Source organism: Oleiphilus sp. HI0066, assembly GCF_001635725.1.
This window is the reverse complement of sequence record NZ_LWFH01001422.1, coordinates 25,693-40,561: the sequence shown is the minus strand read 5'-3', so window position 1 is coordinate 40,561 and position 14,869 is coordinate 25,693. Positions and strand designations below refer to the sequence as shown.

Sequence of the window (14,869 nt, the reverse complement as noted above, 5' to 3'; positions counted from 1 at the left end):
CAGCTTTCTTAGCCGCCGCTTTTGCTGGCGCAGCTTTTTTAGTAACGGCTTTCTTGACCGTTTTAACTTCTTTCTCGACTGCTTGCTTAGCGGTTTTAATTTCTTTCTCAACGGCTTTCTTCGCAGTTTCAATTTCTTTCTCAACGGCTTTCTTCGCAGTTTTTACGTCTTTTTCTACTGCCTTCTTCACGGTCGCTGCTTTTTTAGCAACAGTCTTTTTAGCGGGAGCTTTTTTAACAGGGGCTTTTCTCGCGGCTGTTTTAACTTTCTTTTCTACTGTTTTTACTTTGCTTTCAACCGTCGATTTTGCTTTAGAAATCGTTGACTCAGCTTTTTTCTTTTCAACGCCTAGCTTTTCTTTCAGTTGGTCTTGTAGTGAGTTGAATTCCTTGATGCGTTTATCTAATTCTTTCTGAGCACGGGAAATTTCGCGATCACTGACTTTTTGGATGTCTTCCATCAGCTTTTTCATTGGTTCATGTACTTGTGCTTGTAACGAATCAATTTGCTTGAAGGCTTCGCTGACGAGTTTGTCGAATTGTTTGGTGGTAGATTCGAACTCTTTGTTAATACGGTTAACAACTTTGTCGATACCTAACTTATCTTTAGTGCTCATGTTTATTTTTGCTCCACTGATGAAGTTGCGTAAATAGTAGGAATACGTAATTACAAAATTATGACGCTGCAAGAAATTAAGCATTAACCGTACCGATAATGGCAGCGGTGTGCATTGAGGTTAAATACTAGATTTGTTCTTAAAGTTTGTCGAATTTTACTGCGTTATGAAGTATTAGCAGGGAGGGAAGGCACGGAGGATTCAGTGAGGGGGAATTCAGAGCGTGCGCAAAGCATATGCCTTGCGCGCAAATATAGTGCGTAGCGGTGTGAGTCTCTACGCGAAAACTTAGTCTAATTTGTCGGATGCAACGTGATAGTTAGGATCTTCAATAACGTTGACTTCAACAAGATTGCCAGCTTTTTCTAAGAGCAATCGACACTCTGGACTCAGGTGGCGGATGTGAAGGGTCTTTCCGGCATTTAGATAACGCTCAGCGAGCGTGTCAATTGCTTCAAGTCCACTATGATCGGCTACACGAGAACGGGCAAAGTCGACAATGATATCATCTTTATCACTTGCCACATCAAACTGCTCAAGGAAGTTTGAAGTTGAACCAAAGAATAAGGGGCCATCTACTTCGTATAGACTGCTGCCTTCTTTAGTTTCAGATTTGTTGACACTAACATGCTTAGCATGTTGCCATGCAAATACGAGTGCTGACACGATCACACCTACTACAACCGCTACGGCTAAATCGGTAACCACGGTGACGCTTGATACAAGGATTAATACAAAAGCATCGGCACGCGGAACTTTACGGATAATACGGAAGCTTGACCATTCGAAGGTGCCAATTACAACAATGAACATGACGCCAACCAATGCTGCTACTGGAATCTGTTCAATTAGGCTTGATGTAAACAAAATAAAGCATAGTAAAAATAGTGCAGCAGAGATTCCCGACAAGCGACCGCGGCCACCCGAGTTAACGTTAATCATACTTTGACCGATCATCGCGCAACCGCCCATACCGCCGAAGAAGCCCGTTACGGTATTGGCGACACCTTGGCCGACACATTCTTGATTTCCTTTGCCATGCGTTTGAGTGATTTCGTCGATCAGACTTAAGGTTAACAAAGATTCAATCAAACCGATCGTAGCTAGTACTAGGGCGTAAGGGAAGATAATCGTTAAGGTTTCCCATGTGAAAGGAACAGATGGGATCGAGAAGCTTGGGAAGCCTCCAGCAATTGAGGCCACGTCACCTACAACGCGTGTATCAATACCGCCAAAGATAACAATGAGCGATACAACGATGATCGCGGCAAGTGACGATGGAATAGCTTTAGTCAACTTTGGTAAGAAGTGAATAATGGCCATCGTTAAGACGACAAGACCAAGCATGTTGTAGAGCGCAGAGCCTTCCATCCACGCGATGTCGATAATGCTTCCTTCTAATGCTGTACCGGATAGCCAGCCCTGTTCAGCGCCTTGTTGGCCAAATTGGCCCAGCTGAGCAAGGAAAATAACAATCGCTAAACCATTTACAAAGCCCAGCATAACTGGGTGTGGCACCATGCGAATAAACTTACCGAGCTTGAAAATACCTGCCGCAATTTGGAGTATGCCCATGAGTACAACTGTGGCGAAGAGATATTCGACACCATGCGCAGCGACAAGTGAAACCATCACGACGGCTAAAGCACCTGTTGCACCAGAGATCATGCCTGGGCGTCCGCCGATCACTGATGTGATTAAGCCAACCATAAATGCAGCATAGAGACCTACAAGAGGTTCAACGCCTGCAACGAATGCGAATGCAACTGCTTCAGGTACGAGTGCTAGGGCTACGGTAAGACCTGAAAGTAGGTCGTTTTTTACGCTAAGTTGGCGATTAGCCGATAGTTCAAACATGCGGATCTCATTAATACTTGTATGGAGGGCGAGAGGGCGCGGATTATAGAGTTAGCCTGAGTCGATTACAAATCGACCTGTCTTACATCGCTGATTAACATTCGAAATACTGGGGTCAGAGTAAAAGTACTCTGACCCCAATGTTAAGTCTTTATTTATGTTTACGCGGCGGCAAACCAGTATGCTGTGTGTGGAAGCGGCCTTTGCGCATTTTAGAAGTCGCACTAGTTTTCTTTAGCTTCGCATTTCGGGTTTCGCTTTTGGGCTGCGTCGGTGGCACAAGATGCTTTTTACCGTAACCTATTAGATGGGCTTTGCCCATGTTCTTGAGCGCTTCTCGCAATAGTGGCCAGTTGTTTGGATCGTGATAGCGCAAGAATGCTTTATGTAAACGTCGCTGTATCGCACCTTTGGGTACAGGCATGGTATCGCTTTTATAATCAATACGATGCAAAGGGTCTTTCTTCGTGTGGTACATCGCCGTGGCGTTTGCCATCGGAGACGGGTAGAAGTTTTGAACTTGGTCTGCGCGGAAACCGTTTGCTTTCAGCCATAACGCAAGATTCATCATGTCCTCATCACGTGTCCCAGGATGAGCCGCAATAAAGTACGGGATTAAGAACTGTTCTTTACCCGCTTCTTTAGAAAACTTATCGAACATCTCTTTAAATCGATGATAAGTGCCCATACCAGGTTTCATCATTTTAGAGAGAGGACCATCTTCTGTATGCTCTGGCGCGATTTTTAAATAACCGCCAACATGGTGTGTTACTAATTCTTTTACATATTCAGGATCTTCAACGGCTAGATCGTAACGCAGACCTGAGGCGACAAAGATGCGTTTTACACCAGGTACCGCTCGCGCACGACGATAGAGGTTGGTGGTTGCCGACTGATCCGTTTTGAGATTTTTACAGATACCAGGATAGACACATGATAGTCGGTGGCACTTGGCATGGATTTCATCCGACTTACAGTTCAGGTGGTACATATTGGCAGTGGGTCCACCCAAATCTGAAATGATGCCTGTAAACCCAGGGGTTTTATCCCGAATGTTTTCGATCTCGCGAATTACGGAATCTTCTGAACGGCTTTGAATGACTCGGCCTTCGTGTTCTGTGATGGAACAAAACGAGCAGCCACCAAAGCAACCGCGCATAATGTTCACTGAGAAGCGAATCATTTCATAAGCTGGGATACGTGCATCGCCATAGCTCGGGTGAGGAACGCGCTGGAAGTTCTGTTCAAACACCATGTCCAATTCTTCTGTCTCTAGAGGAATTGGTGGTGGATTCACCCAAACATAGCGTTCGCCATGTTTTTGAACCAAGGTATGTGCGTTTGCTGGGTTCGTCTCAATGTGGATGACCCGCGCGGCGTGAGCATATAGAACTGGGTCTCTACTAACTTTTTCATACGACGGAAGCAAGATATATTCTTTGTCCTTTCCTGCAATCGGCCAAAAGCGTAATACATGAGTATCGTCTTCAGGCTCGATTTCTTTTGCGCCATTTTCACAATTTTCGCCTTTACCATTTGCGCTGGTATCAATATAAGGACTTTGTATTGGGTCAATTTTTCCGGGCTTATCTAAGCGAGACGAGTCTTTGCCTGTCCAGTCATTTGGCAGTTCATTCACGATAATTGCTGTGCCACGGATGTTGGTCATTTCTTTCGGTGTTTCGCCGCGAGAGATACGGTGTGCAATTTCTGCTACCGCACGTTCTGCATTACCGTACAAGAGGATATCGGCTTTTGAATCTAGCAGTACTGAACGACGTACTTTGTTTGACCAATAATCGTATTGGGCTGTGCGACGAAGGCTCGCTTCGATACCGCCAATAATTACAGGAACGCCTTTATAGGCTTCTTTACAACGCTGGCTATATACGGTTACTGCTCTGTCGGGACGCTTACCGCCAACGTTATCTGGGGTATAGGCGTCATCATGTCGGATCTTTAAATCAGCGGTGTAGCGATTGATCATCGAATCCATATTGCCCGCTGATACGGCAAAGAAGAGATTGGGTTTGCCGAGCTCTTGGAAAGCATCTTTTGATGTCCAATCTGGCTGCGCAATAATACCGACACGGAAACCTTGCGACTCTAGCAAACGACCAATAACAGCCATACCAAAACTTGGGTGATCGACATATGCGTCGCCACAGACAATAATAATATCGCAGCTATCCCAACCTAATTCGTCCATTTCGGCACGAGACATAGGTAAGAATGGCGCGATGCCGTAGCACTCGGCCCAATATTTTGGGTAAGAAAATAAGTGTTTGTCTGCTTTCATATTGGTTAGGTACTGCTGTTAGAGACGCGCATTCTATATCTACTCATGGATTTGACCAAGTGTTTGAAGTGTTAAAATAGATCAAAAAATAATCAATGGCTGCTTTCCTCACAAACTTCTTTGTCCTTGCCGCTGGTGAGGCGTCTCGTTTTGGTTCACCTAAGCAATTGGCAGAACTTCAAGGTGATACACTCTTGCAGCTCGCAGAGAGACGAGTGGAGACCTTAGCACAACGACTTCACGAGTCAGGGTACGAGTCTAAGTCTTATCTGGTTTTAGGAGCGAACAGAGAAAAAATATATTCTGCTGTCGATGCTCAGAAATGGACCGATGTGGTCGTATGTGAGAACTGGAAAGAAGGCATGGCAGCAAGTATTTATGCGGGACTTTCGCATTGTTTATCTCGGAAGAGCTTACTTAATCAAACCCAGCAGGGCACGCTCATTTTGTTGCTTGATCAGCCGGTATTGAATGATTCTGATTTAGTGCGTTTCTTGCTCAATGCTATTCAGAAAAACTGCATGTATGCCTCGGCCTATCCTGATTCGATTGGTCCACCAGTATACTTCCCAAAGCAATCAATGAATGACTTCATGCGGTGGTATGAGAGCGGAGGTAGACGGCCGAAGAAATTTCTTGGCGAACACGATGTAAAAGTTGGCAAAGTAGGGGGTGTTCAACAAGATGTTGATACGCCTGCAGACTTAGCAAATCTCGATAGGCCCGTGGTCTGAGCGCATTGCGAGTATGCTGTAAGGAAGACGCATAGTTAGTATTACGGTGTACAAGATCTATTATGATTGATCAGTAGATTATATTTGGGCGCGTCATTCATTCTTCGTTTGCAAGCTATAGTGATATGCGTGTATTAATTAGAACCTACCTTAATAAAAGAACAATATTCTATGTCTGATCATCCAGCTCCTTCAAGCTCTTCTAGAAGCATCTTTTTTTCATTGTCTCTCGTCGCCTTAGCTGGTGCATTAGCGTATTTCAGTTATGCATTAATTCGTGTTGTAGATCAGGTGCCAGAAATTCTCGAGCAACTTGATAAAAGCAGTCAGACTGTTGAACCGATTACCTCTCAGATCCCTGATGTTCTAGCAACAGTGAATAAAGTGAATGCTTCTATTCCAAATGTGTTGGAAGAAGCTAAAGCTTATCGTGAGTTAGTGCCTGAGATAATGACCGAGGTAGAAACTATACGAGCGACCTTGCCGGATGTACTGTCTCGGGTCGATGCGATTGATACTCGGATTCAAGAGGTGAGTGCTCAATTACCGCTTGTTCTCAAAACCGCATACAATGCGGTCGCTACCGTGAACCAGACTAATCAAACCGTTAAGGAAATTGCTCCTTTGGTTCCTGAAGTATTAGACCAGGTTGAAAAAACACGTGCTGAGATTCCTAGCTATCTCTCACGAGTTGAAAAAGTGGTTGCGACAGCCAAGGATATCTCAGAAGAGGCCGGAAAGGGCGCAGTGAAAGGGGTTTTAAAAGGCATTATTACTACGCCGTTTGATTTTCTAGCCAGCGCAGAAGAGAGATTGTTTGATCGTTTTAAAGGTGATGTAAATATCACTCAAGAAGATACGCATTTGGTAACAGAATCTATAAAAGTACTGTTGTCAGATCAAAGCTTGAGTCGGAAAACGTGGTCTAATGACGCCACCGGAAATTATGGTCATGTTGATGTCTTGAAGCGCTATCAAGGCTCTGAAGGGAAGTGCGTTAGTTTGAGCATGGTGATTGTGGCGGACGGAGAAGAAGAGAGCTTGGTGCGGGATGTGTGTCAGGACGATGCTGGGAATTGGGCAGTTGCTGAGTAGTCGTTTCAAATGAATGAAGTTTCAGAGTAAAAGGCCCGAGATTACTTTTTACTCTGAAAAAGTAATCCGCGATTACATTGGAATCAAGCCGCTAATCGCTGCTAGACCGACTGCAAATACCCCAATACTGACCGCTACAGCGTAACCATAGTATTTGGCACTTTCTTTTTTATGGCGTCGGATAAAGGTGTCGATCGCTTGCTCGGCAATGTCTTCAGCTGTGTGACGGGACATCTCATGTGCTTGCTGAATCGCGTCAGCTTGCATCTTTTGCCAAAACTCCGTGTCGATTTGCTGTGCGCTCTGCAATTGTTCTTTCAGTTCGTCAAAGTCAGGCGCTAGCGCTGCTTGGGTATCGATTTGTTTGACGATATCAGACTTAAGTTCTTTCAGCTGATTGCTAATGAACATGCTAACTTCCGTCGCTATCTCACCTTTGATTGCATCAGTCTTTTCTTTAATGCTTTGCTCATGCTCAGCCATTACTTTTTCGAGTAAAGCTTTTTGTTCTTGGCTTGTTTCGTTAACGAGATGCTTAAAGTGCTCGTGTTGGTCGTCAAATAAACCTGCCAACAAGTCGTGTAGGCGATTATTGATACTGCTGCGTACTGCGGTGCGAGCTGCTTCAATCACTGCATCTTCAGACAGTTCAGGTGCCGCTGCTTGTGAGACCGAGACTTTAGATACTACAGAAGGCGCTTCGCTTTCGATATTTACTTCTTGAGGCTCTAGGATTTCTGAAGAGGAATCCTCAGCAAGGGTGTTTTCAGGTTCAGGGAGTTCGTCGACCGCAAGCTCTTCACCTAGTAAATCGCTTGTTTCAACTTCATTAAGTTCAGCGCCTTCAAGATCAATCTCTTCAATATCAACATCAAGCTCGCTGTCGCTAATGCTTAGCTCATCAAGTTCAGTGCTGGTTTCTTCTATAGCACTTACCGCAGCGGCATTAGCCATGTCTTCTTCGAGTTGGCTAATAAGATCAGAAACACGGTGCGGCTCAGCAGGCTTAGTGAGCACATCGTAAATACCGTTTTTAATCACTTCTTCAGAAAACTCATCAGATTTTTTAGAGGTACACATGATGACAGGAACATGACTCGCGTTCGACATGGCTCGTATTTGCTTGGCAGCATCAACCCCGTTCATGCCGGGCATGAGCTGATCCATGAATATAACGTCGGGAACAGAACCACCTTCAACAATCTCAATTGCTTCTTCGCCTGAGCCTGCCATGCTCACTTCTAAATTTAGTTTTTCCAATAACTTGCGCAGAGCGAATCTTGCCACTTTGGAATCATCAACGATTAAAGCGCTCTTGATTGTCATGCTTAACCTCTTATATCTGCCGAGCAAAGCTCGATTTCAACAGTAAAATAAATGCGTTTTGGCGGATCGTGTGTCGATTACCAGCCGTCTAATTTAGGGCATTGCGTTGCACGGTAGCTTTTCGGACGATAACACACACCAGGTTCTGAAGAACGTGCCGTAAACACTTCACCTTCTTCAGTGGTGAGCGTTACTTTTCCAAAAGGTTCTCCATCTTTAAATGTACCGCTTATTTTGCTTCCGTTAGGGTTTAGTATTTCACCCTTGCCGTGATACAAGCCTTCAATAAATTGCCCTTCGTATTTCTTGCCACTGGCATACACTTCAACCCCTTTGCCGTGGAACAAACCGTTAGAGAAAGAACCTTCGTATGTGCCGCCATCTGGGTAAGTAAGGGTGCCATTGCCGTGGAATAGGTTGTCACTAAAACCACCAACATAAAGTAAACCGTCTCGGGTGGTTAGAGAGCCTTGGCCACTTAACTCGCCGTCGATCCAATAACCTGTATAGATGTCGCCATTGGCTTTGGTTTGTGTGCCATCCCCGTTAAATTTGTCACCAGAGAACTGTCCAACATAAGTGTCGCCATTGCTGCTGACGAATGTGCCTTGTCCCTTTCTTTCGCCTTCAAACCATTCACCTTGATAGCGTGAACCATCGCCATAGCGCGCGGAGCCATAACCATGAAACTGTCCATTGACGAATGAACCTTGGTAGTCGATGCGCGCGCCGTCTTGGTAGCGGCCCTCACCAGTTTGTACACCGTGCTCCCAAACACCGTTTCGGTAGTTAACGGTCGTGTACTGCTGGAGTTCTGCGACGATGGTCTGATCGCTATTTTTTGCGATGTATATTTCTTGACGCCAGTTTTGGAAACCGCCTTTGGTCACTTCAACTGTGTAAGTGCCTGGTGATAACTCAACTTCAAGTGCGCTAGACCCGTATGGCTTGCCGTTGATGAGTACGGTATCTCCATACACATTGGAGCGTACGGTGAGTTTTCCGCTAATCGCAACTGGTGTTGCAGGTGTTGCTACAGGCGGCGCTGTTTTAGGTGTCTGCATAGAAGCTGTTGATGGAACTTGATCAGCGAAGATTGGAGCGTCATCGGAATCACTAACTACGATGTTCTCATCAGTTTCAACCGAGCTTTCTGGTTCTGGTTTTTCTGACTCAAGTTCTGGTTCGACTAATTCTTCAGCAACTTGTGGTACTTCAGAAGTGCTCGCAGCATTAGTGTCGTGTAAATGAACGATACCTGCGCTTGCTAAGAGAAGGGCGAGTAAAAAATTGATGAACAATAAAGGTCTAATATCGACCATGAATGGGTCCTGTTTTAGCGTTTACACACTCGACTAACTCGAGACTACGTTTGTGTTTGGCTACGTCTAATGCATTGCTTTGGTTTGGCCAACAAAAATGAGTAGGTCTTTGTACTCCTCACATTAATTGGAGTCTAGACATAAAGTATTGATTTTGCTTGTTAACTGCGGGGTTTTGCTTGTTTTGTCACAAAACCATTGTTTTTGAGTGGTACGTATAAGCTTGGAGTTGAAGTTCGAAAAAATGTCACTATAAACGAGTGCTAATAAGTCTCTGTCTCTTGCAAGATAAACACTTGCTTGTCACAGTGTTAATCTTCATAGCTTAATTCAATCAACAGTTCAGTCTGGCCAACCATAAGGTGTTAATGATCAATGAGCCACCCGCAATTTGAATTTGTAAGAAAACAACGTATTGAATCTCTCGCCGTAGATGCTGAAGAGTACGTGCACAAAGGCACCGGAGCACGACATTTACACTTTGCTTCAGAGAACGATGAGAATGTTTTCTTGGTAGGACTAAAGACTGTTCCGACTGACAATACAGGTGTGGCGCATATCCTTGAGCACACTGCATTGTGTGGTAGCGAAAAATATCCGGTACGCGATCCATTTTTTATGATGATTCGCCGCTCTCTGAACACCTTCATGAATGCCTTTACTAGCAGTGATTGGACGGCTTATCCTTTCGCGAGTAAGAACAAAAAAGACTTTAATAACCTCTTAGATGTGTATCTAGATGCGGTCTTTTTCTCGCGCTTGGACGAGATGGACTTTCTTCAAGAAGGGCATCGCGTAGAATTTGAAGAGGAAGGTAACGCAGATTCGCCATTGGTCTATAAAGGTGTTGTGTATAACGAGATGAAAGGCGCAATGAGTTCGCCGGTGAGCCAACTTTGGCAGACACTCACTCGTTATGTGTTTCCAACTTCGACTTACCATTACAACAGTGGTGGTGATCCCGAACATATTACCGACCTCACTTATGATCAGCTGAAAGCTTTCTATCGCAAGCATTATCATCCGAGTAATGCGGTATTTATGACCTTCGGTGATATCACAGCCGAAGAGCATCAAGAGACATTCCACAACAATGTCTTATCGCGTTTTGAGCGTTCAAATGATCTAGCTATTGTGACTGACGAAAAACGCTATTGTGCGCCGCTCACTGTCGTTGAAAATTACCCAATTGATGAAAACGATGGTATTGAAAATAAAACACACATCGTGATGTCTTGGTTGCTCGATCACAGCTTTGATTTAGAAAGCAATCTTGAAGCGCACTTGTTGTCGAACGTGTTGTTCGAGAACTCTGCAGCGCCATTGCAGAAAGCACTCGAGCAAACTGAACTAGGGCAGGCACCATCACCGTTGTGTGGACTTGAAGACTCTAATAAAGAAATGTTGTTTGCTTGTGGCATTGAGGGAAGCGAGCCGGAGCGCGTCGCAGAGTTCGAAAAGCTTGTGATTTCTGTTCTCGAAGATGTGGCACAGAACGGTGTTCCGCAAGAGCGACTAGAGGCTGTTCTTCATCAGTTAGAACTGAGTCAGCGAGAGATCTCTGGTGATAGCTACCCATATGGTCTGCAGTTGATTTTGGCAGGGTTGTCGCCGATGTTGCATGGCGGGGATCCGGTCGCACTACTTGATTTAGATCCTGTTTTAGAGCGCCTACGCGAACAGATTAAAGATCCTGATTATATCCAGTCACGAGTGAAGAGACTGCTGCTTAATAACGCGCATCGCGTGACTTTGGTAATGAAACCAAATCAAGGCTTTGATGCTGTTCGTGCGAGTCTGGTTGAAGATGAGCTCGCTGCGAAAAAGTCAGCAATGAGCCCTGAAGAGTTAGAAAATGTTGAGAGCAAAGCGAAAGCGCTCAAAGCTCGACAAGAAGCGAAAGACGATGAATCTATCTTGCCTAAAGTTGGTATCGAAGATGTTCCGAGTGAGCTTTACAGGCCACAAGGTACGATTGTAGGGGGTGCGTCTAAGCTGACGCAATATGAGCAAGGCACGAATGGTCTTATTTACCAGCAAGTCATTTTCGACTTGCCTGCCTTGTCTGAACAAGAGCAGCAATTGCTTCCGATCTACACAGCTATCGTCACGGAATTAGGTGTTGCTGATCAGAGTTATTTGGAAATGCAGAATCAGCAGTCAGCTGCAACAGGTGGTATTCATGCATTTTCTAGTGTGAAAGGTGGAGGTGCTGATGAGCAAGACGTTAAAGGAGTGCTTGTTTTCAGTGGTAAGGCTTTACGTCGAAATGCGCAAACCTTGAATCGTCTCTTACATGATTACATAAACAATGTTCGTTTTGATGAGACCTCTCGCATGCGAGAACTAGTCTCTCAGATGCGCGCGCGTCGCGAACAATCTGTTGTAAATAACGGCCATAGCTTAGCAATGGGTGCGGCTTCTAGCGGTATGAGTCCGGCAGCTAATCTGGCTTATCGTCTAGGTGGATTGCAAGGCATTAAATCACTGAAAGCGCTGGATACTTCTTTGAATGAAGAGTCCGCATCGCAACAGTTAGCAGATCAACTATCTGAGCTTCATAATAAAGTTATTGCGATGCCAAGACAGTACTTGGTTGTTGGTGAAGCGGAAGCTCTCGAGACTTCGAAAGGCTTAATACAGGCAGAAGCTTTAAGTGAGTCGGCGAACGCAGAAAGCTTTAGTTTGCCATCAATACGTCAAGCAAATAAGCAAGCTTGGATTACCAATACACAAGTTAATTTCTGTGCGAAAGCATTTGCTACAGTACCGGTTGAGCATGAGGATGCACCGGCTTTGAGTGTGTTAGGTGGTTTCTTGAGAAATGGTTTCTTGCATCGTGCTATTCGTGAGCAAGGTGGTGCGTATGGTGGCGGTGCTAGCCAAGATAGTGCAAGTGCATCATTCCGCTTTTTCTCCTACAGAGACCCTCGCTTGAGCGAGACCTTGTCTGATTTTGATGCATCTATTCAGTGGATGTTGAATGAAGAGCATGATCCTGAGCAGCTTGAACAGGCGGTATTAGGTGTTGTTTCGCAAATAGATAAACCTCGTTCTCCTGCAGGTGAAGCAAAAGGGGATTTCCATAGTGAGCTGTTTGGAAGAACACAAGCGAAGCGAGATCAATTCCGACAAGCCGTACTTAAAGTAAGCTTGGATGATTTGAAGCATGTAGCTAGTACATATCTCCAAGATGAGAATGCGAGTGTTGCTGTTGTTTCTAACTCGGCGAATGAAGAAGCATTGCGTGATTTAGGCGTGGAGATTCAAGAGCTATAGGCAAGCGGTTAAATGGTTGAGAAAGGTCTGTATTCTAAGACTCTCTCAACCATTTTTTCTGATTAAATTACCCATCTATTGGAATCATTAAATAGATTCCGCTCATGATCAATGCGAGCCCAAGACAGCGCAGTTTCCCAAAGTTCTCTTTTAAAAAAACTACACCAAATATCACCCCAATGACGATGCTTGATTGCCTCAGAGCAACAAGATAAGACACGTTTTCAGTCGCATGCATAGCGATCAAAACCAAAGAGTATGTGAGTGTCATGATGAATGCTGTCATGGCACTGATCTTCTTTTTATTCGACACAACATCGCGCCACGCGTCTCTTCCAGATTTAGATACGAAGAGTATTGTGCACATGGCAATCATTGACGATGCCGAAAGACACCACATGTATATCAATGCTTTGACGCTCTCACTCTCATTAAATTGAGATTGGCTAGCGAGAGAATTTAATACCGTTTGGTCAATAAGCGTGTAGCCTGTTGTTCCGATAGCAGCGAGTAGGGCATGTAATAAGCTCGAGCTGAGATGCTCGTTATACTCTGTTTTACGAGGCCAGCTTATCGCGATGCAGCCCAGTAAAATTCCTAATGCGCAAAGGCTTTGTATAAAGCTGAATTTCAATTCGAACAGTAGAAAGGCAGCGAGTGGTGTGAAGATTACCGGTAACGCCCTTGCTAGAGGATAAGACACTGAAAAATTACCGTGTCGGTATGCGCCCGCTAGTCCAACGAAATAAAGCGCCTGGCATATTCCCGTGAGTGCAATTTCTATCGGGTAATGCTGAATAACAAAAACAACACTTTTGAATTTAAGCAATACGATTGGGCTTAGTATTAGGGTTGCCGCAGCGCTTACCAACGCGAAGAACGAGAGAGACGGTGTTTGCTGCTTGCTTATGACATTCCATAAGGCGTGACAAAAAGCAGAAGCAAGCACCAAAACAACAGCAATGTAGGTCATATCAGTTTTTAATCAGTCTCTCTAATAAAGGACGAAAGTAGCTGAGCGGTGCCGCACCTTGATCGATTTTTTTGCCTTCATCATCGTAACGGCGCAATGCGATGGCATTGCTGAAGCTGTTAGATTGTTCGAACGAACGCATTTGTTTTTCAGTCATCGGTCCTCCTTGCACAGCAAGACTTTGTTTTGAAGCCTCACTTAAGCTATTTAGATAACCGTCATCTTTTGCGCACAAATAACGCTTAGCGGCTACGTGCAATCGAATCGGGTCTGTGATCTGTTTCGGAAACAACGTATCAAGCATGGTTACGCCGACCCGCTCGTGGTGAAAGTCTTGTTCGTAATTTGCGTTATGTTCATAGGCGTGAAAGTGGCCAATATCGTGCAACAAGGCTGCCGCAATCAGAGCATCACCTGCATCCTCTTGTTCTGCTAGTGTTGCGCATTGGCGCATATGTAGGCTTTGCGAGACACCTTCGCCATAGTGCTCGTTGCCATATTGTTCGAATAAACTAAATAGCTCGTCGATGCTTTTTAACGCGATTGCCTCGCTCATGGGCGCTCTCCCCTCATAAGGCGTGCATTGATACGCTCGATCACATTTGGGAGCTCGGCGACGCTATCGATAATGTAGTGCGGGTTTACTTTGGCGAGTTTTTCTTCGGCACCTTGTCTTAGGTTTGACTGTTCTTCCTGATTGAGCGCTTCCCACTGCGCTTGTCGCAGTCCAAGGGCGTTGCCTGAAATGGATACACCAACTGTCCACATGCCAGCATGGCGGCCTTCCTCTAGTCCCGTTTCAGTGTCATCAACTTTTATACAAGTCGCCGCGTCAAGTATACCGAGCTCTTCCATGACTGCTTGCGCCATATATGGGTAAGGACGCCCCTTGCTAACTTGTGTAGCGCATACATTCGACTGGGTAGTGAAACCTTGTTGCTCGGCTGTTTTTGCAACTAAGGCGTACATCTCTTCGTTGTAACCAGTATTCGAGCCGATTTTGATCTTTTTGTCCTTAAGGTAGGCCATCGTATCTAAACAGCCCGGGATGACCTGACTAAACTCTTGGATTGTCTCTAATTGCAGTGGTAGAAACTCATGGTATAAGCGTTGTACATCTTTTTCAGATGGGCTTCTTTGATAAAGAGTCTCCCACTGCTGTGCAATCTTTGGCATGGCGAGCATTTGTCGAATGTGCTCGCTCTTCTCTGTGCCCATTGGAGCGCGACAGTCAGCATCGCTAACCGTAATGTCTTCATGTTCGAATAAAGCTTTGAACGCTTCTATCGGTGCGACAGAACCGAAATCAACAGTGGTGCCTGCCCAATCAAAAATGGCGGCTTGAACAGTGTTATTTGTGTTGTTCAT

At 45.0% G+C, this 14,869-nt stretch carries 11 protein-coding genes; 3 read left to right on the top strand and 8 right to left on the bottom strand.

Translation table 11 applies throughout. The features are described 5' to 3' along the window. The 3 genes from A3738_RS21760 to A3738_RS21750 all read right to left on the bottom strand — a co-directional run. Nucleotides 1-616: hypothetical protein (locus A3738_RS21760; protein WP_068763849.1), on the bottom strand; the 616-nt coding region annotated here is incomplete at its 3' end. A 288-nt stretch (nucleotides 617-904) separates the two neighbouring features. Next, nucleotides 905-2,473, bottom strand: a complete 1,569-nt coding sequence (locus tag A3738_RS21755) for a SulP family inorganic anion transporter (RefSeq protein ID WP_068477096.1) — start codon at nucleotides 2,471-2,473, stop codon at nucleotides 905-907. Between the two features lie 151 nt (nucleotides 2,474-2,624). Further along, nucleotides 2,625-4,772, bottom strand: a complete 2,148-nt coding sequence (locus A3738_RS21750) for a YgiQ family radical SAM protein (protein WP_068477095.1) — start codon at nucleotides 4,770-4,772, stop codon at nucleotides 2,625-2,627. Between the two features lie 95 nt (nucleotides 4,773-4,867). Here A3738_RS21750 and A3738_RS21745 point away from each other — a divergent pair, with 95 nt between their 5' ends. Next, complete coding sequence (locus tag A3738_RS21745) at nucleotides 4,868-5,506, top strand: NTP transferase domain-containing protein (protein ID WP_068477094.1); 639 nt, start codon at nucleotides 4,868-4,870, stop codon at nucleotides 5,504-5,506. Between the two features lie 171 nt (nucleotides 5,507-5,677). After that, a complete protein-coding gene (locus A3738_RS21740) occupies nucleotides 5,678-6,601 on the top strand; it encodes a hypothetical protein (RefSeq protein ID WP_068477092.1) in 924 nt (307 codons plus the stop codon). Between the two features lie 72 nt (nucleotides 6,602-6,673). Here A3738_RS21740 and A3738_RS21735 read toward each other — a convergent pair whose 3' ends face one another. Together A3738_RS21735 and A3738_RS21730 are read right to left on the bottom strand one after the other, a co-directional pair. Further along, a complete protein-coding gene (locus A3738_RS21735) occupies nucleotides 6,674-7,927 on the bottom strand; it encodes a response regulator (RefSeq protein WP_068477091.1) in 1,254 nt (417 codons plus the stop codon). A gap of 77 nt (nucleotides 7,928-8,004) precedes the next feature. Next, nucleotides 8,005-9,249 (bottom strand): PEGA domain-containing protein, encoded by a 1,245-nt coding sequence (locus A3738_RS21730; protein ID WP_068477089.1) that lies wholly within the window; start codon nucleotides 9,247-9,249, stop codon nucleotides 8,005-8,007. A 375-nt stretch (nucleotides 9,250-9,624) separates the two neighbouring features. On the opposite strand from A3738_RS21730, the gene A3738_RS21725 reads away from it, so the two are divergent. Next, nucleotides 9,625-12,528 carry an insulinase family protein gene (locus A3738_RS21725; protein WP_068477087.1) on the top strand — a complete coding sequence of 968 codons (2,904 nt, stop codon included), beginning with the start codon at nucleotides 9,625-9,627 and terminating at the stop codon, nucleotides 12,526-12,528. A 67-nt stretch (nucleotides 12,529-12,595) separates the two neighbouring features. On the opposite strand, the gene A3738_RS21720 is transcribed toward A3738_RS21725, so the two are convergent. From A3738_RS21720 to phnX, 3 genes are read right to left on the bottom strand one after another with little or no spacing between them, the layout of a single operon-like run. Beyond that, nucleotides 12,596-13,501, bottom strand: coding sequence for an EamA family transporter (locus A3738_RS21720; protein ID WP_068477085.1), 906 nt, complete (start codon nucleotides 13,499-13,501; stop codon nucleotides 12,596-12,598). Nucleotide 13,502: 1 nt separating this feature from the next. Further along, nucleotides 13,503-14,057, bottom strand: coding sequence for an HD domain-containing protein (locus A3738_RS21715; protein WP_068477083.1), 555 nt, complete (start codon nucleotides 14,055-14,057; stop codon nucleotides 13,503-13,505). Continuing rightward, nucleotides 14,054-14,869: a phosphonoacetaldehyde hydrolase gene (gene phnX / locus A3738_RS21710; RefSeq protein ID WP_068477081.1), complete on the bottom strand. Its 816-nt coding sequence runs from the start codon at nucleotides 14,867-14,869 to the stop codon at nucleotides 14,054-14,056. Before phnX ends, A3738_RS21715 begins: the two co-directional genes overlap by 4 nt.